At 67.1% G+C, this 25907-nt stretch carries 19 protein-coding genes; 9 read left to right on the top strand and 10 right to left on the bottom strand.

The genetic code is table 11. The features are described 5' to 3' along the window. Window positions 1-32: 32 nt before the first annotated feature. Window positions 33-536, bottom strand: a complete 504-nt coding sequence (locus K8556_RS18790; RefSeq protein WP_223741439.1) for a hypothetical protein — start codon at window positions 534-536, stop codon at window positions 33-35. After that, entirely contained in the window at window positions 526-2163 is a 1638-nt protein-coding gene (locus tag K8556_RS18795) for a glycosyltransferase (protein WP_223741534.1), read from the bottom strand. The genes K8556_RS18790 and K8556_RS18795 overlap by 11 nt, the downstream gene beginning before the upstream one ends. A 123-nt stretch (window positions 2164-2286) precedes the next feature. On the opposite strand from K8556_RS18795, the gene rfbB reads away from it, so the two are divergent. From rfbB to K8556_RS18820, 5 genes are all read left to right on the top strand, one after another. Next, window positions 2287-3312, top strand: a complete 1026-nt coding sequence (gene rfbB, locus K8556_RS18800) for a dTDP-glucose 4,6-dehydratase (protein ID WP_223741535.1) — start codon at window positions 2287-2289, stop codon at window positions 3310-3312. 4 nt (window positions 3313-3316) lie between these two features. Continuing rightward, the gene (locus tag K8556_RS18805) at window positions 3317-4216 is read left to right on the top strand and encodes an SDR family oxidoreductase (protein ID WP_223741440.1); all 900 of its coding nucleotides are present in this window, start codon (window positions 3317-3319) and stop codon (window positions 4214-4216) included. A 71-nt stretch (window positions 4217-4287) separates the two neighbouring features. Continuing rightward, on the top strand, window positions 4288-5169 hold the full coding sequence (gene rfbA, locus K8556_RS18810) for a glucose-1-phosphate thymidylyltransferase RfbA (protein ID WP_206793278.1): 882 nt from the start codon (window positions 4288-4290) through the stop codon (window positions 5167-5169). After that, a complete protein-coding gene (gene rfbC / locus K8556_RS18815; protein ID WP_223741441.1) occupies window positions 5166-5711 on the top strand; it encodes a dTDP-4-dehydrorhamnose 3,5-epimerase in 546 nt (181 codons plus the stop codon). Before rfbA ends, rfbC begins: the two co-directional genes overlap by 4 nt. Window positions 5712-5857: 146 nt before the next feature. Beyond that, window positions 5858-6919: a YihY/virulence factor BrkB family protein gene (locus tag K8556_RS18820; RefSeq protein WP_223741442.1), complete on the top strand. Its 1062-nt coding sequence runs from the start codon at window positions 5858-5860 to the stop codon at window positions 6917-6919. A gap of 54 nt (window positions 6920-6973) precedes the next feature. Here the strand turns inward: K8556_RS18820 and K8556_RS18825 are convergent, their stop codons facing one another. The 3 genes from K8556_RS18825 to K8556_RS18835 are packed head-to-tail and all read right to left on the bottom strand — an operon-like array spanning window position 6974 to window position 8658. Further along, window positions 6974-7459, bottom strand: coding sequence for a hypothetical protein (locus K8556_RS18825; RefSeq protein ID WP_223741443.1), 486 nt, complete (start codon window positions 7457-7459; stop codon window positions 6974-6976). A gap of 48 nt (window positions 7460-7507) precedes the next feature. After that, entirely contained in the window at window positions 7508-8128 is a 621-nt protein-coding gene (locus K8556_RS18830) for a hypothetical protein (RefSeq protein WP_223741444.1), read from the bottom strand. 23 nt (window positions 8129-8151) lie between these two features. Then, complete coding sequence (locus K8556_RS18835) at window positions 8152-8658, bottom strand: helix-turn-helix domain-containing protein (protein WP_223741445.1); 507 nt, start codon at window positions 8656-8658, stop codon at window positions 8152-8154. Window positions 8659-8742: 84 nt separating this feature from the next. Here K8556_RS18835 and K8556_RS18840 point away from each other — a divergent pair, with 84 nt between their 5' ends. Continuing rightward, window positions 8743-9402, top strand: coding sequence for a glutathione S-transferase family protein (locus K8556_RS18840; protein ID WP_223741446.1), 660 nt, complete (start codon window positions 8743-8745; stop codon window positions 9400-9402). Window positions 9403-9409: 7 nt separating this feature from the next. On the opposite strand, the gene K8556_RS18845 is transcribed toward K8556_RS18840, so the two are convergent. Continuing rightward, entirely contained in the window at window positions 9410-10843 is a 1434-nt protein-coding gene (locus K8556_RS18845) for a serine hydrolase (RefSeq protein WP_223741447.1), read from the bottom strand. A gap of 380 nt (window positions 10844-11223) precedes the next feature. Between K8556_RS18845 and K8556_RS18850 the strand changes: the two genes are divergently transcribed. Next, on the top strand, window positions 11224-12210 hold the full coding sequence (locus K8556_RS18850) for a pentapeptide repeat-containing protein (RefSeq protein WP_223741448.1): 987 nt from the start codon (window positions 11224-11226) through the stop codon (window positions 12208-12210). A 653-nt stretch (window positions 12211-12863) separates the two neighbouring features. Here the strand turns inward: K8556_RS18850 and K8556_RS18855 are convergent. From K8556_RS18855 to K8556_RS18870, 4 genes are all read right to left on the bottom strand, one after another. Beyond that, window positions 12864-14591, bottom strand: coding sequence for an SIR2 family protein (locus K8556_RS18855; protein ID WP_223741449.1), 1728 nt, complete (start codon window positions 14589-14591; stop codon window positions 12864-12866). Between the two features lie 39 nt (window positions 14592-14630). Further along, entirely contained in the window at window positions 14631-16196 is a 1566-nt protein-coding gene (locus tag K8556_RS18860; RefSeq protein WP_223741450.1) for a DUF4041 domain-containing protein, read from the bottom strand. A gap of 13 nt (window positions 16197-16209) precedes the next feature. After that, window positions 16210-21408 (bottom strand): DUF4011 domain-containing protein, encoded by a 5199-nt coding sequence (locus K8556_RS18865; RefSeq protein WP_223741451.1) that lies wholly within the window; start codon window positions 21406-21408, stop codon window positions 16210-16212. A 174-nt stretch (window positions 21409-21582) separates the two neighbouring features. Continuing rightward, complete coding sequence (locus tag K8556_RS18870) at window positions 21583-23181, bottom strand: ABC-F family ATP-binding cassette domain-containing protein (RefSeq protein ID WP_223741452.1); 1599 nt, start codon at window positions 23179-23181, stop codon at window positions 21583-21585. Window positions 23182-23417: 236 nt separating this feature from the next. Here K8556_RS18870 and tgt point away from each other — a divergent pair, with 236 nt between their 5' ends. Next, window positions 23418-24587: a tRNA guanosine(34) transglycosylase Tgt gene (tgt, locus tag K8556_RS18875; protein WP_223741453.1), complete on the top strand. Its 1170-nt coding sequence runs from the start codon at window positions 23418-23420 to the stop codon at window positions 24585-24587. 132 nt (window positions 24588-24719) lie between these two features. Continuing rightward, entirely contained in the window at window positions 24720-25904 is a 1185-nt protein-coding gene (locus K8556_RS18880; protein ID WP_223741454.1) for a nuclease, read from the top strand. Window positions 25905-25907 lie beyond the last annotated feature (3 nt).

A 25907-nucleotide genomic window follows, 5' to 3' on the forward strand; every position in this document is an offset into this window, starting at 1 on the left:
CCCGTCACGTGGCCGCCCGGCTCCCAGGCCGGTCAGCGGCCCCGGCGCCGCGAGGGCGCGCGGCGCGGCGGCTCCTTCGGGGGCTCCTGTGGGGGCGGAGGCAGGCGCGACAGCAACTGCTCCAACTGGCGCTCCACCTCCTGGCGCCACAGGGACTGCGTGCGCGCCTGGACGCGCTGGTGCTCGTGGATGAGCGCGAGCGCGTCCAGGATGGCCTCGTTGAACTCCACCTGCCGCCGGAGCGCCTCGTTGATGAAGGGCTGGAACGCCAGCCGGAAGGCGCGCTTGGCCATCACCAGCGCGGGCCCCACCAGGGGCCGGTGGGATGAAGGCGGATCCGCGTAGCGCGCGTCGCGCTTCAGCCGCGCGCCCTCCAGGAACGGGGGCCACGCGGCGTTGATGGCCGGGGCCTGGGTGGCGGCGAGGCGCCGGCGCAGCGCCTCCACCTTCTCGGGCTCCGGCGTGGGCAGCCGCGCCAGGGACTCCAGCACCGCCTCCACCGTGGGGTCGCGGGTGATGAGGTCCTCAGCGCGCATGCGGGTGTCCTCCCACGTCCAGCTCCCTCGCCAGCTCCGCCGCGAGCGACACCAGGTCGCGCCCCGGGGTGAGCTCCCACAGCTTCTTTCCCAGGACCTGCTTGACGCCCGCGTCCGGCGCGCGGCGGGCCTCCCAGACGCCCGCGACGCACGCCTCCGGCGGCAGCCGCGACACGGTCCTCCGGGCGACCTCCTCCCCGGCGCCCGCGAACAGCAGCGGCCCGGAGGCGCACCGCACGCCCGTCTCCAGCGACGACGACGGCGGGCTGACCCCCTCCAACCCGAAGGAGGGCTCGTCCGGCGTGAAGCGCCGCACCCGCGTCACGCCCTCATGCTCGTCGCGCGGGGCCAACTGGAGGGGCAGCACCTGCCGGCGCACCGTCCACAGGCTCGCGTCCGGCAGCCGGTCCACCACCGCGCGCGCCAGCCGGGACATGGGCGCGTCCGGCGCGGCGTCGAAGCCCGGGCACACGACGGTGGCGGCGGGTCCGGCGGGAGGGCGGGCGTGGGGCGCGGCGCCCTGGAGGAAGGGCGTGAGCGCCTCGCGCACGCGCTGGGCCACGGCCTGCTGGTCCAGGGACGCCAGGCGCTGGCGCTGCGCCTCCACCACCCGCGAGCGCAGGGCGGGGTCGCGCTCCAGCACCGCCAGCAGCCCCGCCACCTGCGCGGGGTCGTCCGACAGGGTGGTGAGGCCCGCGCCGCCCATGGTCTCCGGCACCGCCGCGGCGCCGTAGGCCACCACCGGCACGCCCCGGTACATGGCCTCCAGCAGCGGCACGCCGAAGCCCTCGTGGCGGCTCATGGAGAGGTACGCGGTGGCGGAGGCGAAGCATGCGGACAACTGGGCGGCGTCCACCCGCCCCAGGAACACCACGCGATCCGGGCCCAGTTGCTCGCGCAGCGCCAGCACGGACGCGTCATAGGGCGCGCTGCTGTAGAGCGTCCCCGCCACCAGCAGCCGGCTCCGGGGCTGGTACAGGCGCTGGTAGGCGGTGAAGACGCGCAGCACGTCCTCCAGCCGCTTGCTGGGCACGGTGCGGCCCACGAAGAGCACGTTGGCGCACCCGTCCGCCATCTGCTCGCGCAGGGCCGCGTCCGGCGCCACGTTGAACGCGTTCCAGTCCACCGCGAAGGGCAGGACGCTCGCGTCCGGGTAGCCCGCGGCGGACAGCTCCTCCACGCTGAAGTGCGAGTAGGCCCAGGCGTGCGTCACGTGCTCGCGGAGCTGGAGCAGCTCCTCGCGCGCCAGCATGCAGCCGCGGGCGACGTGGCGGTCCGTGCCCTCGAAGAACCGCTCGGGCGTGACGTTGTGGTACAGCAGCGCCTTGCGCCCCTTGGCCTTGGCCACCAGCGGCACCAGCCGCGACTCGAAGCTGTGGTGGACGAGCAGCGCGGTGTCCCGGCCCGCGTCGCGGGCGTAGTCCAGGGCGGGGCGCACCTCGTCGCGGCACGCCTCGTCCCACTGCTCCGCGTAGATCTCCGACGCGTACCCCCACCCGCGCAGCAGGTCGCGCAGGTAGCGCACCTGGTTGCCCACGGCGTCGCCCCAGGCCAGCCGCGGCACGAGCTGGTGGACCGCTCCGGCGCTCGAGGACGCGGTCCCTCGCTTGCTGTTCCAGAGGCTCACGTTGGGCAAGGCATTTACCCCTGGCCCGGACCGGCCACAAGTGGTCGCGCGCTTGCCTTGACGGGGATCCGTCCCTCCGCTACGGAGGGCGCTTTCTCCCGACGTACGAGTGGTGGCGTGTCAATGAACGTCCTGGTGACAGGGGGCTGCGGCTTCATCGGCTCCAACCTGGTGAAGTACCTCCGCCGCGAGCGGCCCGACTGGAAGATCATCAACCTCGACAAGCTCACGTACGCGGGCAACCTCGAGACCCTCGCCGACCTGGAAGGCGACCCGAAGCACGTCTTCGTGCGCGGCGACATCGGCAACCGGGAGCTGGTGGAGCACCTGCTCGTCCAGCACGGCGTCGACGCCGTGATGCACCTGGCGGCCGAGAGCCACGTGGACCGCTCCATCCTGGGCCCGGAGGTGTTCATCAACACCAACGTGCTGGGCACCCAGCAGCTCCTGGAGGCCTGCCGCGCCCGGGGCGTGAAGCGCTTCCTGATGGTCTCCACCGACGAGGTCTACGGCTCGCTGGGCCCCACGGGCGCCTTCACGGAGACCTCTCCGCTGCAGCCCTCCAGCCCGTACTCCGCCTCCAAGACGTCCTCGGACCTCATCGCGCTGGCCTACCACCACACGTTCAAGATGGACGTGGTGGTGACGCGCTGCTCGAACAACTACGGCCGCTACCAGTTCCCGGAGAAGCTCATCCCGCTGATGGTGGTGAACGCGCTGCACGACAAGCCGCTGCCCGTCTACGGCGACGGCGCCAACGTGCGCGACTGGCTCCACGTGGAGGACCACTGCCAGGGCCTGCTGGTGGCGCTGGAGAAGGGCCGCGCGGGCGAGGTCTACAACATCGGCGGCGGCTCCGAGCGGCGCAACATCGAGATCGTCAAGGGCATCCTGGGCCTGCTCAACAAGCCCGAGTCGCTCATCCAGTACGTGGCGGACCGGCCCGGCCATGACCGGCGCTACGCCATCGACCCCACGAAGATCCGCACGGAGCTGGGCTATCAGCCGAAGCACACCTTCGAGCAGGGGCTGGCGGAGACGGTGACCTGGTACGTGGAGCACCGCGCCTGGTGGGAGAGCGTCACCAGCGGCGCGTACCGCCAGTACTTCGACACCCAGTACAAGGCCCGTCTGCAGGGGCGGGGTTAGCGCCATGCGCTTCGTCGTCACGGGGGCCAACGGCCTGGTGGGCAGCCGCGTCTGCGCGCAGTTGACCGGGCGCGGACACGAAGTCGTGGGCCTGGGGCGCGGGCCCCGGCGCACGGGGGGCACGCACGGCTACGTGGAGGTGGACCTCACGCGCGAGCAGGACGTGGCCTCGGCCATCGCCCAGGCCCGTCCGGAGGCCATCATCCACCCCGCCTCCATGACGGAGGTGGACGCGTGTGAGAAGGACCCGGACGCGGCCTACGCGGCGAACGTCCACGCCACCGCGGCGGTGGCCCGCGCGGCGAAGGCGGCGGGCGCGCACCTGGTGCACGTCTCCACGGACTACGTCTTCGACGGGGACGCGGGGCCCTATTCGGAGGACGCGCTGCCCAACCCGCGCGGCGTCTACGCGCTGACCAAGCACATGGCCGAGCAGGCCGCGCGCGTCTTCGTGCCGGGCTGCGCCATCGCGCGCACCGCGGTGGTGTACGGCTGGCCCGCGGCGGGGCGCCCCAACTTCGGGGCCTGGCTGGTGGGGGCGCTGGAGAAGGGCCAGCCGGTGAAGCTCTTCGAGGACCAGGTGGTGTCCCCCAGCTTCGCGGACAGCGTGGCCGCCATGCTGGTGGAGCTGGGCGAGCGGCGGCTCGGCGGCGTGTGGAACACCTGCGGTGGCACGGTCATCGACCGGGTGGGCTTCGGCCGGGCGCTCTGCGAGGTGTTCGGCTTCGACGCGTCGCTCATCACCCCCACGCGGATGGCGGACCTGAAGCTGGCCAGCCCCCGCCCGCTGCGAAGCGGCCTCAAGACGGACAAGGTTCGTACGGAGCTGAAGGCCCAACCGCTGGAGCTGGCGGAGTCCCTGGCGCGCTTCCACGCGGCCTGGAAGGCGCACCGCGCCGGTTGAGCATCCGCGCGTGGCGGCCGGGCCGCGCGCATCCGTTTCGCGGCCGCGCCGTGGAACACAGGGGAGCACGCATGAAGGGAATCATTCTGGCCGGGGGTTCGGGCACGCGCCTGTACCCGCTGACGCGCGTGGTGAGCAAGCAACTGCTGCCCGTCTACGACAAGCCGATGATCTACTACCCGCTGACGACGCTGATGCTGGCGGGCATCCGGGAGATCCTCGTCATCTCCACGCCGCAGGACCTGCCGCGCTTCCGCGAGCTGCTGGGCGACGGGGAGCAGTGGGGCATCCGCCTCCAGTACGCCGAGCAGCCGCGCCCGGAGGGCCTGGCGCAGGCGTTCGTCATCGGCCGGGACTTCGTGGGCAAGGATCCGGTGTCGCTCATCCTGGGGGACAACATCTTCTACGGCCACGGCATGGGGGAGCTCACGCAGCGCGCGTCGAAGCGCACGCAGGGCGCCACGGTGTTCGGCTACTACGTGAAGGATCCGGAGCGCTACGGCGTGGTGGAGCTCAACGCCCAGCACAAGGCCGTCAGCATCGAGGAGAAGCCGGCGAAGCCCAAGTCGCACTACGCCGTCACGGGCCTGTACTTCTACGACAACCAGGTCATCGACATCGCGGCGAACCTCAAGCCGGGCAAGCGCGGCGAGTATGAGATCACCGACGTCAACGCGGAGTACCTGCGCCGCGGCCAGCTCAACGTGGAGCTGATGGGACGCGGCTATGCGTGGCTGGACACCGGCACGCACGAGTCGCTGATGCAGGCCTCCAACTACATCGAGATCATCGAGCGCCGTCAGGGCCTCAAGGTGGCCTGTCCGGAGGAGATCGCCTTCCGCATGGGCTACATCGACGAGCAGCGGCTGACGGCGCTGGCGGAGCCCATGCGCAAGAACGAATACGGCCAGTACCTGTTGGACCTGGTGGAGAAGCGGGGGGCGGTGTCGTGAAGGTCACCCCGCTGGCGATTCCGGACGTCCTGCTCATCGAGCCGAAGGTGTTCGGCGACGACCGGGGCTTCTTCCTCGAGTCCTTCCACGCGAAGCGCTACGCGGACGTGGGCGTCGTGGGTCCGTTCGTGCAGGACAACCTGTCGCGCTCGGTGAAGGGCACGCTGCGAGGGCTGCACTTCCAGGAGCCGAACGCGCAGGGCAAGCTGGTGCAGTGCCTGGCGGGCGCGGTGTGGGACGTGGCGGTGGACATCCGCAAGGGGTCGCCCACGTTCGGCCGCTGGGTGGCCGCGGAGCTGACGGGCGAGAACAAGCACCAGCTCTGGGTGCCGGCGGGCTTCGCGCACGGGTTCTGCGTGGTGAGCGACTCGGCGGACTTCTTCTACAAGTGCACCGCGCTGTACTCCCCGGAGTCCGAGCGCAGCGTGGTCTGGAATGATCCGGACCTGGCCATCCCCTGGCCCGTGAAGGAGCCCCTGCTCTCGCCCAAGGATCAGCGCGCGCCCCGGCTGAAGGACGCGCCCGTGCTGCCCGTCTTCTGACGTGAAAGGCGGCCGGGCAGGCGTGGCGTGGGGGGCTTGCCATTCCCCGCCTCCTGCGCGGTGAGCAGGCAGGGGGGCGGGCCTCGTCCCGGGGGTGGAAGCCAGCCGGGGGATGGAATGCCCAATCTCCTCCAAGGAGGAGACGCATGGTCCTGCCCGGCAGGGGAATGAGTTGGAAGGAGTTCTTCAAATCCCTCAAGGACGAGTGGGGGCGCGACAACGTGGGCAACGTCGCGGGGGCGCTGACGTTCCAGAGCATCCTCGCGCTCTTCCCGTTCTTGCTGTTCCTCGTGTCGCTCGCGGGCGTGCTGATTGATCCGCACCAGGCGCAGCAGCTCATCCAGGAGCTGTCGAAGGTGGCGCCGCAGGAGGTGACGAAGATCCTCGGCGAGCGCCTGGAGGCGCTGGCGAGCAGCAACCCGGTGGGGCTCCTGACCATCGGCGGCGTGGGCGCCATCTGGGCGGCGTCGGGCGGTGTGGTGGCGCTGATGGAGGCGCTCAACACGGTCTACGGCGTGACGGAGAAGCGCCCGTTCTGGAAGAAGCGCGGCATCGCGCTCCTGACGACGCTGGGGACGGCGGTGACGGTGGTGCTGGCGGCGCTGGTCGCCATCGTGACGCCGGCCATCGCGAACAAGCTGGGCGAGCCGTTTACCAGCATCGTGCTGTGGCTGCGCATGCCGGTGGCGGGCCTGCTGATGATGCTGCTCCTGGCGGTGCTGTACTACGTGCTGCCGGACGTGAAGCAGAAGTTCAAGTTCATCACCCCGGGGTCGGTGGTGAGCGTGATCATCTGGGTCATCGCCTCGTGGGGCTTCTCGAAGTACGTGTCGAACTTCGGCTCGTACGACGTGAACTACGGCGCCATCGGCGGTGTCATCGTGATGCTGCTGTGGATGCAGATCTCCTGCATGGTCGTGCTGCTGGGCGCGGAGATCAACGGCATCCTCGAGCACAAGTCGCCGGAAGGGAAGTCGCCGGGCGCGCGAGACCCGAACGCGCCGGGACCGAACGTGACGAAGTCGGAGGCGGAGGAGCGGGGCGCGAGCCTGCCCGGCGCCACGGACTTCCGTCCCATCCCGCCCGAGCCGCGTTACGAGAGCCGCCCGGTGGCGCTGAGCAAGACGCCGCTGGCCGCCGCGGCGAAGTGGGCGGCGGGCGTGGGCCTGGGCGTGTTCCTGATGCGCCGCAGGTCCGCCACGCGGTAGGCCGTGTCGTCCACCGGCGGGCGGTCCTCGAAAGGGGGCCGCCCGTCGTCATTTTCACGGCAGGGGGGAGGTGACGTAGTCCACCCCGTCGGAGTGGCAGCCGTGACAGGTCGAGTGGGCGCGGCCGTAGTAGTTCCGGGTGTAGTCGGGCCCGAAGCCCTCGTAGAAGATCCAGGTGTCCTTGCCGGGGCCTTCCGAGACCTTCACGTCCAGCGCGTGGCCCCGGAGCGTCCTCCCGTCGTCCTCGAAGAGCTCCTTCACCAGGATGCTGCCCACGGGATGCGTGGCGTTGCCGTCGCGGAGCGAACGCGCGACGACGTCGTTGAAGAACACGCGGACCTTGCTGCCATGGGGCGCGCGTGTGTCGTGGACCGAGGGCTCCGCGAGCCAGGAGGAGTACTGGCCCGAGCGGACGAAGGCGGTGATGCCGGTCTCGGACGTGTCGATGCCCTGGACGACGCCGAGGCCCTCGTCCACGGAGGAGGAGGGGCCGCAGGCGGTGGAGAACAGGACCATGAGCGGCAGGAGGTGGGCGCGCATGGCCAGGACTACGCAGGGGGCGAGCGGGCGGTTACAGCCGGGCCCGGCTCAGCGCGGCGCGTAGTTGTGGCTCAGGTCGAAGACGAGCGTCTTCACGATGGGCGGGATGGAGAGCTCGATGCGGCCCCGGTTCAGGTCTCCGTGGGTGACCTGGTAGGAGAGGCCGCCGAACTCGTCATCGAAGGTGTAGTTGTCGTTGTCGAAGATGGAGATTTCGAGCGGGTAGCGCTGCAGGTTGGAGGTGATGATCTGGCAGCCGCCGGTGCGCCATTCGGGATCCCAGCTCTCGCTTTCCTCGGTGCGGGTGCGTTCGGGAGCGGAGGGGCAGTTCATCTCCACGACGACGTCCGGCGGGGAGCCGTCGGAGTCCCAGTCCTCGCCCGTGTCCGGGTCGGCGTCCGCGATGGTGGCGTACCGGGGCTGGATGAAGGTGCGCATCACGCCCACGTAGCAGGTGTGCTGGTCGAGCCGGCAGACACTGCCCTCCGCGCAGGGTTCACAGACGCTGCCATCGGGGCCGCATTCCGAGTCGCTCCGGAACGAGATGCACTCGTTGAACGAGGAGCAGCACCCGTCCGCGCAGTTCTCCGGGGTGCAGTCGTAGGGACCGCAGGCGGGGAGCCACAGCGCGCACATCAGGATGAACAGCCAACCGCCGAGGACTTTCATGAGCGCGGTGAACGCTACCCGCTTCAGGGCCTTCCGTCCCGGGCCTTGCGTGCGATGGCTTTCTCGTAGGCGGCCTGAAGCTCCCGGAACACCGAGCGGGAAGGGCGCGGCGCGTCCAGGTGCAGGTGGCGCAACTCCTTCATGAACGCGTCCCAGAGGGGCGGGCCGCCCTTTTCAAGCAGCTCCGCGCGCACCGAAAGCTCCTCGGTCACCTGCGTGTGCCGGCGGCCCCAGGCGCCCATGTGCGCGAGCAGGGGCACCAATTGGATGGACGCCTCCGTGAGGCTGTAGATGCCCTTCTGCTGGTGGTTCGGATCCGGGCGGCGCGACAGCAGGCCGGACGCGGTCAGGCGCTTCAGCCGGTCCGCGAGGATGTTGGAGGCGATGCCCTCCTCGCTCCGGGAGAGCAGGTCGCCGTAGCTGCGCCGGTTCCCGAACATGACGTCGCGGATGACGATCAGGCTCCAGCGGTCGCCGAGCTGTTCGAGCGTCAGGTTGATGGGGCAGCCGGAGCGCCCTGTCTGCGGCATGGCCGTGCTCCTGGGGATGCTGCTTGCAGTATGCAAGGGGTCGAAATACGGTTCAACCCGTTGTGAAACGCAAGGGGTCGGACGATGTCGCTCGCGGTCTACGGTCACTATTTCTCTTCGTACACGCAGAAGGTGCTCATCGCGCTGTATGAGAACGGAACACCCTTCGAGTTTCGAAGCATCAGCCCGGAGACGCCGGAGCACTCAGCCGAGTGGCTGCGCCGCTGGCCGCTGCGCAAGTTCCCGCTGCTGGTGGACGGTGACCGTCAGGTCGTCGAGACGAGCATCATCATCGAGTACCTGCAGCTCAAGCATCCCGGGCCGGTGCGCCTGCTGCCCGAGGATCCGATGGCCGCGCTGGACGTGCGGTTCCTCGACCGGTTCTTCGACCTGCACGTCATGAACGCGGCCCAGCACGCCGTGGACGGGGCGTTGACGGGGGACCCGGTGAAGCGCCAGGACGGGATGAAGCTGGCGGTGGAGAAGCTGGAGCGCGCCTACGGCTGGATTGAAGGGCAGTTGGGTGGCCGGATCTGGGCGGCGGGCAACGACTTCACACTGGCGGACTGTGCGGCGGCACCGTCGCTGTTCTACGCGGACTGGACGCACCGGATTCCCGAGTCGTGTCCCCAACTGCGCGCCTATCGTGCGAGGTTGCTCGCGCGTCCGTCCGTGGCCCGCGCGGTGGACGGGGGCCGGCCGTATCGGCATCTCTTCCCGCTGGGAGCGCCGGACCGCGATTGAGCGAGGCTCAGGGCCGCGGGGGAGGGGAGACCGCGGCCATGATGTACCGGGGCAGGAGCTCCTCGCGGAACTTCCGCCAGAGGGAGACGTGGTTGTAGTTGCCCGCGGTGAAGAGCACGACGAGGTCCAGCTCCGGGACGACCATCACGAGCTGGCCACCGTTCCCGCTGGCTTCGTACTGCGAATACACCCGGTCACCGACGCGAAGCTCATGGCGCCACCACGTGTAGCCATAGGTTCGCCCGTCTGGCATCGTCGCCTGTTTCGCGACGGAGCGTTCCACCCAGCGCTGGCTGACCACGCGCTTCCCGTTCCAGGTGCCGCCGGAGAGGTAGAGCTGCCCGAGCTTCAGGGCGTCACGAGGGCGCATGTAGATGCCGCCACCCAGGTACTGCTCACCGTCGGGCATGAGGTCCAGGTGGTAGCCGCGCATCTGGAGGGGCGTGGCGACGTTCTTCGTGAAGAACTCGGGGATCCAGGTACGGGTGGTGTTGCGGAGGACGCCGCCGAGGAGGTTGATGTTCGCGGAGCAGTACACGGCCTTCCCGCCGCCGGGAGCGCGGACCATGGGGAGGTCCAGCGTGTACTTGTACCAATCCGGTACGGAGTCCTCGAGCCGGTCCTCGTTGCCGGGTGACTCTGGATTGTCGTCGTCACAGGCCAGGCCCGTCGCCATGGTCATCAGGTGCGCGACGGTGACCTTGCGCTTGCGAGCGTCCAGGTTGGAGAGCTTGCCCTTGTACTCAGGGAAGAGTGAGACGACGGGCGTGTCCACGGTGAACGGGGCGCCCTGGTCCAGGGCGATGCCGATGAGCAGGGACGCATAGGACTTGGAGGAGGACCGCAGGTCGTGGGGACGCTCCTTGTCGAAGCCCTGGAAGTACTCTTCGACGATGAGCTTTCCGTGGCGCGCGATGAGCAGGCCCTGGATGGCGGGCACGGACTCCGGGCTCGGTTCCTGGTCGAGGATGCGCTGCACGAGCTGCTGGAGCGGCTGGACGTCCATGCCGACGTCCGCAGGGGAGGCCGTGGTCCAGCCATCGTCCTCCGCGATGGGCTTCTGGTAGGCGTAGGGGCCAGGAGCAGGAGTGCGGGAGTAGAGCCCCACGGCCTGCGAGCGGTCCCGACGAGTGAAGTCGAAGCTCGTGTCAAAGGGAGGGTAGGGGAGAGACAGCCGTCCGGACTGCTCGTCGAACGTGCCTTCAATCTGGGTGTCACTCTTGGTGTCCGTGAGCCGGACCGTGCGGTCCTGAAGCTCCACACGGAACAGCATCCGGTTGCCGAAGTTCCGCTCCGGGTTGCGAATGAACGCCGTCACGGAGCCGTCAGGCTGCTTCTGGACGACAAGATACAGCGAGAACCGGTCCTCCAGCGGAGCCACGTTGCCGCGCCAGACACCCGGCTGGAGCGCGCGCAGTTCCACGGGAGAGGCGAACTTCATGCCGCTCATGAGCACACGCGGTTGGATCCAGTGACCCGTGATGCTCTGACTGTTCTCCATCAACGTCGCTCGGAGTTCTCCTCCTGGGAAGACGACGGACACCTTGCAGCCCTCGAACCGGGCAGGAACATCGAATCCGCCGATGCGCGCGCGCCAGGTGTCCCCATGCCGGACCAGCGTCAGCTCACCCTGAACCTGAGGCCCAAGAATACGCTCACTGCCCCAGATGCCCACCAACGCCTCCGCAGACACGGGGACAGCGCCGACATGGAAAGGCAGCAGCGCCAACAGGAGCCCGATGAGCCTTCGGGAGCTGGAGTGCACGGTGGATGCGTGGAGGGTCATCGAATGCCTTTGGTTCTGGATGTTATAGCCCGGTCATGCGATCCGACCTGGCAGAACGCTGGCTCACACCCGATGGTCAGCGCCGGCGCGAGCGCTTGATCGCCTCGGGATTTCAAGGACCCTGGCGTGAAGTCCTCAAGGGCTTTCCGGGAGCAGATGCATTGGGACCCCACGTGGGGGATCTCCGAGGCATCGACCTCGCTCAGGAAGAGCTACCGGGCGCGGAGTTCGTTCATGTTCGGCTCGATGGCGCCCGCCTGGATGACTGCGGGCTCAACGAGGCGCGGCTCGACTTCACCACGCTGTCTGGTGCCTCGCTGACCTGGGCGCGCATGGAGCGCGCCAGCCTGATGGCTTGCGCCGCGATGGCCACGTGCTGGGACGATGCTTCCTTGGAAGGGGCAGTCCTCACGGCTTCAAACCTGGTTCACGGCTCATTCCGTCGCGCCCGACTTCAGGGCGCCCGTTTGACCGCAGCGACGTTGATGAAGGCGGACCTGCGCTGCGCTGATCTCCGAGGCGCGGAGTTGTCCTTCTGTGACATGGAGGAAGCGTGCGTCGCGGGTGTTCGCACGGATCGGCCTCGCACCTATGGGCGGGCAGGGCTGGGCAATGCGGACGTGAGCTATTACCGGGATCATGGCGGGTACCCATCATTCATGGATGCCATCCTGCTCGACCCGGGTATGCGCGCGCTCCGATGGTTGGACAGGAAGGAAATCCTGATGCATGTGGAAGCAGCGGTCGAGATGAGCCCCGCGGTGGATGCTGAAATCCTCGCGCTCCTCCTGGATCCAGAATTTGAGGCAGCGGCGCGCTTACGACTCGAGGCCCCGGATGAGCTGCGGTACGAGGCTGCCTCCAGCCTCATGTGGGCTCTTGGCTTGGATCAAAGCAAGAATGTGTGGGGACGCTCAGGGGTGTCGATTTGTCAGCGCTGGATGGCAAACCTCCGCAAGAACATGGCCGCCAGCATCCAAAAACGCTGGCGGCGGGCCGAGGTGTCCGTCTATTCGGCGTAGTATGTGGTGATCTGGAGGGCCAAGGAGAGCAACGCACCGGAACTCGTGAACTCCACGACGCCACGGTCAATGTCGGCTCGGGTCATCTGATACTGCGCAGACGCAATCGGGTCGTCAAAGAGGGTGTCAACGTCAATGACGGTGAACTGGATGGGGGCCGAAAGCAGATCGGTACTCAGGACGTCGCATGCCCCCTGCGTCCACGTAGGGGTGAAGCTTTCAACTTCCTCCGAAGGGGGCGCAGGCTGTGCGTTGGGACAGGACAGCTTGACCACGACATCCGGTGGCGAGCCATCTACGTCCCAGTCACTGTTGTCAGCAGGATCCTGCGGAGCGATCGTGGCGCGCAGGGGCTGGATCTTCGTGCGAATGGTGGGAGTGTAGCACTGTTGCTGTGACGGATGGCAGATGGTCCCGGTCGCGCACTTCGCGCATTTGGTGCCGGTAACACCGCACGCGTCGTTGGTACGAACTTCGACGCACTGGTTCGTGGTCGGATCGCAGCAGCCTGCACAATTCGCTGCAGTACAGATTTCTTCGAGTGGCGGGTTCTCCGTGATGGGGCCTGAGCTTGAGTCTTCGGGCCCACAGCCTGATAGCAAGAGAATCGACGTCAGCCCAAGAAGAATTCGGTTTTTGAATGTCATTGATTGTTAGTTGAGGTGGAGAACCAACACGCGGGTGCCTTTGTCCATGCGAACTTCAGCGGTGACCATCCGAGTCACAGGAATGCTCGCGACCTGCGCCCTTCTGTTGCTGGGCGTGGGCGTGATGACGATGGGCGCAGGGTTCGGATACCCCAGGGCCGTGATGGTTGGGGCATCCGCGTAGCCCACGAGGTACAGGGATCCATCCGAGAGCGCGCGATGAAGCTCAATCCCCTCCTGGATGGGGCCATAGATGGGTGTGTCCGCGCTGTAGGTGGGAACGGTGCTCATCGGTACAAACGCGTAGCGTCCCCTGGGAAGCTGCGAGACGCGAGCCCCACGCTCGGCGTCCGAAGCGGCGACGACCTGATGCTGCTGGCGAACGTTTCTGAGCGTGCTCGCGAGTGCCGGGACCGGAGCAGCCGTCGGGGGCTGCGGCTGGACAGGTCTCAGATTGCGCGGAGTCTGAACGACAAAGACGTCATTGTTGACGCTTTTGCTCGGGGATGGCCAGACCGCTGCCACGCCGCCAGCAATCAGCGCGGCAGCAGCAAACAGCAGGATTCTCTTGGAGCCTGATTTCGAAGGGCTGCCTGTGCCGTCCGTCTTCGGAGCGGACCGGGAAACGGAACGATCCGAAGCGGAAGGCACAGGCTCGGGTGGCTTCGCCGCACTTGAGTGGGGCGAGGTCGCCGGCCCAGGGGCTCTGGTGGCCGAGGCGATTGGGATGGATGGCGACGGTGGCTGTCGGACTGTGCTTGGAGGGGGCGACTGCGGGGCAACGGATGCGCCAAAGTGTTGACGCAGTTCAGGGAAGAATTTGTGGCAATCGATTCCGCCATAACAACGAAGCCCTTTGTTGCCTCGTAAATTGGCAACCCTGCTGAAGAGCGTCGGATTGCAGGCCTCGATTACAGCGTCATTCTTCTCGTAGAAACCCCAGAGGATGTCGACATCCTTGTGTCTGTCGACGTCAATCGCCGCGAGTGTCTGGGTGAAGACATCGTCCCATCCGCCGTATCCGATAACGACAAGTGTGTGGCTTTGAAGGATCTGGATCAGCTCCGCAGAGACGAGTTTGCGCTCGCGACCAAGCTGGATGCCAGTGTGCAACGTAGGCGAGTCATGCCAGTAGCCGTGAAGGTGGATGATGTGCGTGGATTTGGAAGAGGAAGGAACCGTCTGCCCGAACGGGCTGTCGTGAGTCACGATCGTGCGATGGAAATCACCGCCAGCCACCTTCACCGATGCTGAGATGAGGGGATCAAAATTCGTGGTCAAGACGGGGCCAAACGTATCGGCTCTCTCCACCAGCAATCTTCCGAGATGCTCCGTCGCCGGAGGTAAGGCCCATCCGCCATAATCCAGATCCAGTTCGTCGTCAGTCGCTACTCCATCGCGTTGGCGGTCCACCCGTGCGCGAAGCACAGCCTCTCGAACAACCTTCTCGGAGACTTTCTTGTCCTCAAGGCCTTGCACGAAATGCATGGCCCATTGGTATCTGTTCTCTTTGGTGTGCTCGCGCTCCGTGTCGAATCTCGCCTTGAATCCGGTCGGGACGTGCTCGCGGATGAGATCCAGCATCGCCTCTACCCCAGGCACCTGGGGGGCGTCGGCTCGTTCCTGCGTCGACAAGGGGGAACCGACCAGAAACGCGATTTTCCGGCTTTTGGCGGCAGTGATGACAGCGTTGGGGAGAGCATCCTTGGGATGCAGGAACGAATAGGAACTCATCGAGGGCGAACGCTATCAGAACCGCAGGCGGGGCCTAATTCATGCGGCTCGCTCACTTGGTCGACCTTGTTCCTCCTCTTGGAGTGCCAATGTCTTCCGGTATTCCGCAGCCTCGGCCGCCCGGGTCAGTTCAAACTCACCGTGATGCTTGCGGACTGCCTCCGCGATCTCATCCAGGCCGACGCGGAAGAACTCCTTTCGCTCATTGATGCGGTTGACTCGCCGGTTCGCGAAGGCCTTGTGCAGGGCGTTCTCCAGGGCAGGGGCGTCCGAGGTCCGGATGATGGCGTGGACATCGAACTCGAACGGCACCGAGGCATCTCCAAGTTCATCGATGCGGTCCTGGGGGACCAATCGTCGGGTCATCCCCAGCTTGAACACGCCCTCGCCGAAGGAACCAATATTGGAGATGACGTAGACGTGCCCGGTGCGGGTGAGCTGTGCCTGGGAGATGGCGCGCTGCTTCTCCATGTCTTCTGCCACACGGCGCTCCAGCTCCGCGATGCGCTCCATCAGCTTCTGCTGCTCCGAGCCCTTCGCCTGCTCGTAGTCCGCCCGCGCCTTGGCCAGCGCTTCTGCATCGCGCTTCGCTTCGCGCTCCGCTTCCAGCTTCGCCTTCTCCAACTCGCGTTGGGCGGCTTCCTCCTCACGCATCTGCTCCCGGATCCGGCGCTGCTCGTCACGCTCCTGCTGCACCTTCTCCTCGTACTCGTACGCGAGCATCAGCTCCTCGACCTTGAGCTTGACGTAGCGCCTGGCGATGACGCACTGCTGGATCTCCGCGAGACCATTGATGGCGGCGGCTGCCTTCTCGATGCGCGTCTCCATGGCCTTGACGTTCTTGTAGGACACCTTCGCTACACACGCGTCCGCCTCGCCATTGAAGGCCCGGAGCATCAGCTTCAAGGTCCGCTCAATCTGCTTCTTGCCTTCCGCCTTGCTTCCATTCACTTCCCACTGAATGGAGCACGTGGCGGCTTCCTTGTTCTTCAGCATCTGCTTCTGAGCGTCGCGGATCTTCTCCAGCCGGTCCTCGTACTCCTTGACCGACGCCAGCGCGTACACCGGTTTGTAGAAGCCGAAGGAGAGCAGGACCTCCTCTTCCTCCAGTGCCTTCAACTCGGCCCTCAGGCGGGCGATGCCTGACTCCAGGTTGGTCCGCTCAGCGTTCGCCTGCTTTCGACGGGCTTCTGCCTCCTCCATGGCGCGCGTCGCGCTTTGCGTCGTCCGGCTCGTCTCTTCGCGGAGCCGGTTCAACTCCGCTTTCGCTCGGCCCTGCTCAGCGGCGATGGCCTGCTCAACGTCCGCTTTTGCCCGGGCAAGCTCGGTCTCTACCCGCTTCCGCTCCGCCGCCAGTGCACTGTCCGCTTCGCTCCGTGCCTTCGCCAAATCGTCCTGGACCCGCTTCTGTTCCGCGGCCATCGCGGTGGTCGCGTCCGTGCGGGCCCGCGTCAACTCCTCCGCGACCCGGCGCCGTTCGGCCTCCAGGTCCAGGATGGGCTTGAATCGTTCCTGGACGGCTTTGAGCCGGCTCTGTGTCCGCAGCCACAAGCCAAGGAGCAACAGGCCCAGAATGCCCAGGCCAATGGCGATGATCGTTGTCATGGATGTCTCCTGTTCAGGCGCTGACGGCCCGCATCTGATGCTCCACCGGGGACTCTTCACGCACGACGGCTGGCAGCTCAGCCGCCTCCTCCCGAAGGAGCTCCTCGACGCGCGCGACGATCCGGGCGACCTCTTCTGAAGGCGAGCGGAACCAGTCCGTGGACCAGATGCGGTGAAGCTTCCACCCCAGGCCCTTCAACACCTGGTCCCGGAGCCGGTCCCGGTCCCGCGCGGAACGCGACGAGTGGTACCGCTCGCCGTCACACTCGACACCGAGGATGTACCGGCCTGGTTGCTGGGGATGCCGGAGGGCCATGTCGATGAAGTAGCCCGCAACGCCTACCTGCGGAACCACCTCGAAGCCCCGCGCCGCGAGCGCCTTCGCGACGGCGATTTCGAAGTCGGAATCCGGTGGACGGCCGCTCCCCACGCCGTGCGCCACCTTCTCTCCCTTGGCTTCGGACAGGTACCGTTGCAGGACGCGCATCCCACGGGGACTGCTCTCCTGGACCTTGAGCTGTGACGGGTCGAAGGACGCGAACACCGTCAGTGCACACCGCGCCCTCGTGAAGAGGACGTTCAACCGGCGGTATCCGTCCGCCTGGTTGATGGGCCCGAAGTTCATCCGGAAGCGCTCGTTCTTGTCGGGACCGAACGTGACCGACACGAAGATGGCGTCGCGCTCGTCGCCTTGCACGTTCTCCAGGTTCTTCACGTCGAAGGGCATGGGTGACTTCTCCCACTTCGCCAGGAAGGCTCGGAGGGTCGCGTCGTTCTTCTCCTCGGCAGTCACCAGGTCGTCGATGAGATCCCGCTGCTTCGAATTCAGCGTGACGACCAGCAGGCTCTGCTCAGGACGTGTCCGCGCGTGCTCCTTCACCTTCGCCAGCACTTCGCGGGCTTCGGGGACGTTTCGGTTGGACTCGTACAGTCCTCCGTCCACTTTGTGGAAGCGCAGCCCCAAACCTTCCAGTTGCTCACCCGGTGCAGGGAAGGTGATGAGGTCGCCGTTGTAGAACTCACGATTGCTGAAGGCGATGAGCGAGGGGTGACGTGAACGGTAATGCCAGCGCAGCATGCGCATGGGGAACCGCTCCGCCGCCGCCGTGAGGATGCTCTCTGAATCCTCCAGGAAGGACGGGCCCTGAGCCTCGTCTCCCGCCTCGTCGTTGGACTCTGTGTCCTCCTGTTCCATCTGGGCGAAGAAGCTGGTGGGAGGGAGTTGCTCCGGGTCGCCCACTACCACCAACTGTCTCCCTCGCGCGATGGCGCCCAGCGCATCTTCGGGACGCATCTGGCTGGCCTCGTCCATCACGACCAGGTCGAAGGTCAACTGGCCGGCGGGCAGGTACTGGGCGACCGACTGCGGACCCATCATGAAACACGGCATCAGCGTCTGGAGCGCACTGCCGGCACGGGCGACCAGTTCACGAATGGGGAGGTGCCGCTGCTTCTTTCCCAACTCGTGCCGCAGAAGATGGGTCTCCGTCATACCCGCCACTTTCGCCGAGGACACACCCGGAGGAACCGGACGCTGGCTGAGTTGACGTGCCAGGTATCGGCCCTGCCTTTCGATGCAATGCGTGTCCAGGCGTGCGAACTCCTCTCTCTGGGAGGCATGAACGGCGCCCGTGAACTGGTCGAGCTCGGGTTGGTCTCGCAGGATGGCTTCCGCCAGGGAGCGGAAGAAGACAGCGTCGAAGGCCGCGACCAGCCGTTCCGGCTCCAGGCCCGGACGTGTGTCGACGCGCTCCAGGAACCCAGCGGTGCTCCGCGCTCGCGCGACGGCACGCCGCTGCCGTTGATACGCGCACCAGGCTGGAAGCGTCGCGGACTGGCTTCGGGCCTGGCGCAGTCGCAAGACCGTCGATTGGAGCGGCTTCTCGGCGGCGAGATCCTCCCAGGTGCCCTGGGCCATCCTTCCCAGCTCCCGGGCTTGGGTTGCGGACTGTCTGTAGGCACTGAGGGCTGTCTCCAATTCGTTCGTGATGGCGAGCAGGTCCGCGTGCCTTCGTGGCGTGTCCTCTCGTAGCAGCCACTCCGCCAGCCCTTCAGGGAGCGGCGCCGCGAGGAGGTCATCAACATGTCGGAGGATGCTTCGGGGACCCGCTAGGGAGGTTTTCCGCCCCTGGTAGGCCACCCCTGGCAGGGTCGCCGCGGAAGCGTGCGCTTCCAGCCGGTCTGCGGCTTCGCACGCTTCACGCACCCGGCGCAGTTGTCCCTGGAGTTGGGAGAGGGTCAGGGACGGCGGGGCATCTCCCTTCCGTGCCCAGTTCAGGACCTGGCTCAGGTGCTTCAGCAGGGCGTCGAGGCTGTCCTGGGCCTTTCCGCAGGACTCGGTGTTCCAGGGGGCGCTCGGCAGCCCCATGCGCGTCGAGGCTTCTTGCACGAAAGTGCTTACGTCTCGGACTTGGGACAGTTCTTCGCTCTTCGCGCGGACCATCGCCAGGATCTCGCGCCAATGGCTCGGGGAACGCTCCAACACTGCTCGGCGTAGCTCCAAACCTCGCTCACCCATGGGGAGGATCAATGCGTCGATGTTCCGGTATGCGTCCAACCACGAAAGGATTCGGTCGAAGCGTGTCTCGACCCCCTGGAAGCGGGCGCCAAGGGTCGCTTTCAAGGTCGCGTCCTCCTGGAACCGCTCCCGTGCCGCGTAATGAGCCAGCAGGTCGTTGTAGCCCTGAACCAGTACGGGCCTTGTTGGACGTACGCCATGTGCCATGGCCTGGAAGTCCCGCCGCGCGGCGCGCCAAGCGCTCGAGAGCCAGGGGATGAATTGCGCGGTTGAAACCGCAACCGCATGGGACTTGAGCGTCGCGAGGGGAGGAACGAGTTCGGGCATGAAGCGCACCGCGAGCGCCCGTGCCTGATCTTTCAATTCCGTACAGGTGCTGTCAGCCTTCCGAAGTGTCTCCTCGGCTTCGCGTTCGATCCAGCACGGGTCCCGCCACTCCAAAGTGGTGTCGTCCAGGGCGGCCATCGCCTCGACGACGCGGGCGAAAGACTGGAGCTGCTGGGGCGTCCAGCGCGTGACGTCGACTTCCAGGCGGGAGGCCACGTCGGCCGCGAACCGGCGAGCCTGCGCCAGGATTCGAGCAGCGGCCTCCACCGCTTCATGCGCGCGCGTCAGTGTCACGAGCGTGGTGTCAGGCGAGAGCAGACGCAGGGCCATGTCGAGGACGGCTTCCGCGCCGCGCAGCGCGGACGCGGTCAGGTCTTCCTGGGCACGCCAGCCTGCCTCCAACCCCGCCCACCGGGCCTGGACCGCTTCAATGGCATCAAGCAGGGCTCGTAATCCCTCTCTCTGCGTGGAATCGAGCAGGGCAGGGACCAGCGTCGCGGGAGTCCCTTCTGGAAGCCGTGGCAGGACTCGGACGTTGGAGATCAGCGCATCCACCGCGAGTGCGCTCGAGCTGGGCGTGACGCCCGTGCGGACGGTGAAGGCCGCCAGCGCCTTCTCCAGGAGCAGCGCGGACTCCTCCCAGGTGGCGATACGCTGAACGAGTGTCTGACGGTCCTTGTCGGTCAGCGCATCGTTCGTCACACCCGCCCAGGGGTGGGCACTGAGGATGGGCGCGACGCGGCGAACATCCCCAAGCTGCGCCGCGAGACTCCGAACCGCGTCGCGAACCTCCGATAGCGCATGGGTAGACATGCCTTCGGCGCCCTCGAAGCGGAGGCCTTCCAGCTCCACGACCGCGTCTCCCAGTTCCGATTCCGCGCGACTGACCTTCCAGAACACGTCATGCGGTGACATGCCGAGTGTCCCGAACGGCTTGTGCATTCGCTCGGTATGCGCGCGCAGGATGCCCGCCGCGTTCGAGACCTGTTCGGTGAGCGGGCGGGGAGCGGTCGCGCTCGCATCCAGGTTGAGTCGGCGACGCAGGTCCTCCATGAACTGCTGTTTCTGGGTCTTGTGGCTGTGCAACTCCAGGCAGAACTCGCCGAGCCCCGCATGCTGGAGGCGGCGTGAGACGACCTCCAACGCCGCCAACTTCTGCGTGACGAACAGCACGGTCTTGCCCGCCGCCAACGCCGCGCCAATGAGGTTGGTGATGGTCTGTGATTTCCCGGTGCCGGGCGGCCCTTGCACCACCAGATTCTCGCCCCGGAGCACGTCCACCAACACGCTGTGCTGGCTGCTGTCCGCGTCCGTGATGAGTGGCGGCGGATTGACCTCTTGCGAGTCCAAATCGTAGACCTCGCTCCGGCGCTCCCGGCTGCCCCCGCCACCTCCGCCAGGTTCGTTCGCCTCCGCCTGTCCTCCCATCAGCGTCCGGACGAGCGGGTTCGCCAGCATGGGACTGTTCTGAGGCCAGCGGCTGGGCTCCAGGTCCCGCCACATCAGGAGCCGCCCGAAGGACAGGAGCGTCAGGGTCACCTGCCGCTCCAGGCTCCAGCCAGGGCGCAGGCCTTTGAGCAGCGCCGTCACCTTGTCGAAGTACGCCTCCAGGCCCTCCTCCGCGGAGAAGGCCGGCAGCGTGATGCCGAACTCCTGCCGCAGCTTCTCCTGGAGCGTGAGGTTCGAGTCGATGGACTCGCCTTCATTGTAGTCCACCTCGTAGGAGTGGACCTGCGTCTCCGGGTGGGCCTGGCCGCGTTTGAGACTCACCGGCATGAGCACGAGTGGAGCGCTGCGAGGCTTCTCCTGCCGCGTGTCGCCGGACTCGTACCAGCGCAGGAACCCGAAGACGAAGTGGAGCAGATTGGCCCCGGTCTCCTGGATGGCCGTTTGCGCGAGGCCCTGGAGTCGGTGCAGGTGGCTCTCCAGATCTTCCGGGAAGTACAACGTCTGGAGGTGGCGGTCCTGGTGCTTGCGAGGATTGCTGCCGCTCTCTGCCGGGACCGCCTTGGGCAGCTCATACCGGGTATCGATGCCGAGCTTCTTCGCCTGTTGAAGCAGCAACTTCTGCCGGGCGTCCTTGCTTGGGGCCTCCTCCGTCGTCATCGAAAACACCACCGTCGCGGCGGCGGGATCGAAGTCCTCCTCTTCCTCGGAGGCTTGCTCCGGTGGCATCACTGGAAGGAACGTGAGCGCGCGGTGGTTGCTCAGGCGCTCGAAGACGACACCTGGCAGTTCATCCACAATGCGCAGCGACGTCCGGGCCGTGTGCTTGAAGTTGAGGAGTCGGTTGGTTGCGCTCAAATCCAGCAACCGGGTGCGTTGCCGCTGAAGCTCTTTCAGCAGGACCGAGTCGTGCGGATTCATGGAGGTGCCCCCCGGGTCGTCATGGGTGGGACGACCTGGCACCCAGGTTCTGGCGCACTCTTCGCCGCGGTTGCATCCCCCGTGCGGGTGATTGACACCCGCACGAAAACGCCGCCTCGCTTCCGGAGGACCGGAAACGGGCGGCGTTCGCACTGCCTCGTCTTGCTGTGCCGACTACCGGCGCTTGAGCGCCGCGTCCGCGTGCTTCTCCATGAACTCGGAGTAGGGGCCGTTGAAGTCGAGGACTTCCTTGCCCGCCTCCAGGCTCCAGATGCGGGTCGCGACCTCGGAGATGAGCTCCTGGTCGTGGGTCACGCAGATGACCGTGCCTTCGAACTTGGCCAGGCCTTCCGCCAGCGCCGCGATGGACTCCAGGTCCAGGTGGTTCGTCGGCTCGTCCAGGATCAACACGTTGTCCTGCATGATCATCAGCTTGGACAACAGCACGCGCACCGTCTCACCACCGGAGAGCGTGTCCGTCGCCTTCATCCGCTCTTCACCCGAGAAGAGCATCCTGCCCAACACGCCGGAGATCTCCTCGTTCGTCAGCTTCTCGCTGATCTCCCGGAGGTAGCCGAAGCACGTCGTGCCCTTGTGGATGACGCCGTGGTGGTCCTGCGGCAGGTAGCCCACCGTCGCCTGGTGGCCCCAGGTGATGGTCCCCGCGTCCGGCTCCAACTGGTTGGCCAGCATCTTCACCAGCGTGGACTTGCCCACGGCGTTGCGGCCAATCACGCAGATGCGCTCGCCCTTGCAGACCAGGCCCGTGAACGGCTTGATGACCTGCTGCCCGTCGAAGGACTTCTTCAGCCCCTCGAACATCAGCGTCTGCCGCCCGCTCACCACCTTCTGGTCGAACCGGATGAACGGCCGCGCGATGTTCGAGCGCTTCAGGTCCTCCGTCTTCAGCTTGTCGATCTGCTTGATGCGGCTCTGCACCTGCGACGCGCGCGTACCGGCGTGGAAGCGCGCCACGAAATCCTGCAACTGGGCGATCTTCTTCTTCTTCTCCGCCGTCTCGGACTCGACCCGGGTGCGCAACTGCGACTTCTGCCGGACCATGTCGTCGTAACCACCCGTGTACTGGATGATGGTCTCGTAATCGATGTCCGCGATGTGCGTGCAGATGCTGTTCAGGAAGTGCCGGTCGTGGCTGATGGTGATCAGCACGCCCTCGTACACATGGAGGAAGTTCTCCAGCCAGCGGATGGAGTCGATATCCAGGTTGTTCGTGGGCTCGTCGAGCAGCAGCCCGTCCGGCTTGCCGAACAGCGCCTGCGCGAGCAGCACGCGCAGCTTCAGGCCGCCCGTCAACTGGCGCATGGGCTCTTCGTGGAAGGACTCCTCGATGCCCAGGCCGGCCAGCAGCGTGGCCGCGTCGCTCTCCGCCGAATAGCCGTCCTCTTCCGCGATGACGCCTTCCAGCTCACCCAGCCGGTTGCCGTCCTCTTCGGTGATGTCCGACTTGGCGAGCAGCTTGTTCTTCTCGTCCATCGCCGCCCACAGGTGGCGGTTGCCCATCAACACCACGTCGATGACGCGGTCATTCTCGTAGCGGAAGTGGTCCTGGCGCAGGATGCCCAGCTTGCGCGGGCGGATGATCTCGCCCGTGTCCTGCTCCTCGTCTCCCGCGAGGATCTTCATGAACGTGGACTTGCCGGCCCCGTTCGGACCGGTCAGGCCGTAGCGGCGGCCCGGCGAGAAGGCGACGTTGACCTCCTCGAAAAGCTTCTTGGGCCCATAGGCCTTGGAGACGTTGATGACGTTGAACATGGCGGCGGCTTGTAACGGAAATGGCGCGGCGACCCAAGACGCGCGGTGAATCGGTAACGGAAGGACCCAATGTAACCGCCCGCCCGCCCCGGAAATGCCGCCTTCCCACCCCCCGCCCCCGGGTGCAGGTAGGGAAACCGGCGTTCCCGAGGGAGGTGCGGTCCCCAGGTGACCGAGCGGGCGTCCCCAGGAAGCGGGTGCCCCCGGACGGGCGGGCTGGGTATAAGGCCCGTCCAATGGCCGTCCGCTTCGAACTCCTGAACACCGACCCCACCGGCGCCCGCACGGGCATCCTCCACACCCGCAAGGGGTCCTTCCCCACGCCGATGTTCATGCCGGTGGCCACCCACGCCGGCTTCCGCCACCTCGCCATGGAGGAGGTGAAGGAGACGGGGGCCAAGGTCCTCCTCGCCAACACCTACCACCTCATGCTCCGGCCCGGCCCGGAGGTGTTCGAGCGCTTCGGCGGCATCCACCCCTTCATGGGCTGGGACGGCGCCGTGCTCACGGACTCGGGCGGCTTTCAAATCTTCTCCCTGCCGGAGGACCGGCTCATCACGGAGAAGGGCGCGCACTTCCGCAGCTTCTACGACAACAGCCGCCGGCTCCTCAGCCCCGAGTCCAGCATCGCCATGCAGCAGGCGATCAACTCGGAGATCATGATGGTGCTGGACGTGTGCATCGACTCGCGCACGGACGAGGCCGGCACCCGCGAGGCCATGGAGCGCACCCACCGCTGGGCCGTGCGCAGCCTCGCCGCGAAGGAGGCGAAGCCCACGGGCCAGGCGCTGTTCGGCATCGTCCAGGGCGGCGTCCACCCGGCCTTGCGCGACGAGAGCGCCGCGTTCCTCACGAAGCTGCCCTTCGACGGGTTCGCCATCGGCGGGCTGGCCGTGGGCGAGACGAAGGTGGAGCGCGACACGATGACCGAGCGCGCCACCGCGTCCCTGCCGCAGGACAAGCCGCGCTACCTGATGGGCGTGGGCACCCCCACGGACCTGCTGGAGGCGGTGCTGCGCGGCGTGGACATGTTCGACTGCATCATCCCCACCAAGATGGCGCAGCAGGGGTACGCGTACACGTTCCAGGGCCTGGTGCGCATCACCCGCACCGCGTACCGCCTGGAGGACGGGCCGCTCGACCCCGAGTGCGACTGCTACGTGTGCAAGAAGTACACGCGCGGCTACCTGCAGCACCTGATGCGCGGCAAGCACCACCTGGGCTCGCGCTTCCTGTCCGTGCACAACGTGCGGCACTACCAGCGGCTCATGGAGCGCGTGCGCGAGGGCATCCTGCGCAACGGCTATGCGCAGACGTACCGCGAGTTGAAGGCCGCCATCGCCACGCCCAAGGACCTGAAGGACGAGGCCGCGGCCAGCGCCGCGACGCTGAAGGACGTGGGCTGAAGTCCGGGCGCGTGGCCCGCTGGCCGCCCTCCGGCCGGGTTGTGACGGGCGCCACGCGAACGGCGGTGCGCGGGGACGTGGCGGGTTAGCCTGCGGTGCCCGGGCCCTGTTGCCCGGCGCCCTTACCGCCGCATGGACCCGCGCGTCGCCACCCTCCTGAGTCACGTCCGCGCGAACGCGGAGAACCGGCCCGGCGTGTACCGGTTCTTCGGTCCCGCAGGGGAGCTGCTCTACGTGGGCAAGTCCGTGCGGGTGCGCACGCGGCTGTTGTCGTACTTCCGCGCGGACGAGGGCGAGAAGGCCTGGGAGATCGTCGCCCAGGCGCACCAGGTGGAGTGGGAGTACACGGCCAGCGAGTTCGCGGCGCTCCTGCATGAGTTCCGCCTCATCAAGAGCCACCGGCCCCTCTACAACGTGGAGCACAAGCGCGACCGCGCGCACTGCTTCCTCCAGCTCACGCGCGAGGCCGTGCCCCGGCTGCGCGTGGTGGGCCAGCCCGGCGGCGGCGGGAGCGCGGAGTACTTCGGGCCCTTCCACGGCCGGCACACCATGGCGGACGTGGTGCGCGCGGTGAACGACCTGCTGGAGCTGCGCGACTGTCCGTCGGAGACGCCCATGCGGCTGGCGGATCAGATCCAGCTCTTCCCGCTGAAGGATGATCCGCGGTGCATGCGCGGACAGACGGCGCGGTGCCTCTCTCCGTGCGCGGGCGGGTGCACGACGGCGGAGTATCTGGCGCAGGTCGCGCTGGCTCGGGCGTTCCTCAACGGCGAGTCGGACCGGCCGCTCGTCATCCTGCGCGAGCGCATGGCGATGGCGGCGCGGCGGCTCCAGTTCGAATACGCGGCGGAGCTGAGGGATCGCGCGGAGCGGCTGGAGAACGTGCAGGCGTGGATCGTCGAGCTGGGGCGCACGCTGCGGCGGCTGTCGCTGATCTACACGGCGCGCGGATATGACGGTGAGGACCGCACGTATGTCCTCAGGCGGGGGCGGATCCGCGCGGAGGTCCCCACGCCCCGGACGCTGGAGGAGCAGGCGGCGCTGGATGCGCGCGTGCGGGCCATCTTCGACGTGCCGGAGCCGGAGGCGATTGGCCTCCGCGCGCAGGAGGCCCAGGAGGTGATGCTCGTCGCGAAGTGGTTCCGCCTGCATCCGGAGGAGCTGGATGCAACGGTGCCTCCTCCGGCGCGGGCCGGGAGCGATGAGCCCTTCGAAGAGGCTGCGGAGGCGCGGGCCGCGCTCGCTCGCACGTTGGAGCGCACCGTGGAGGGGCCGGAGGAACCAGAGCCCGAGGGCGCCGCTGAGCCGGCGGGGTGATGA

Source organism: Corallococcus sp. AS-1-12 (assembly GCF_020036995.1).
Taxonomy (GTDB): Bacteria; Myxococcota; Myxococcia; order Myxococcales; family Myxococcaceae; genus Corallococcus.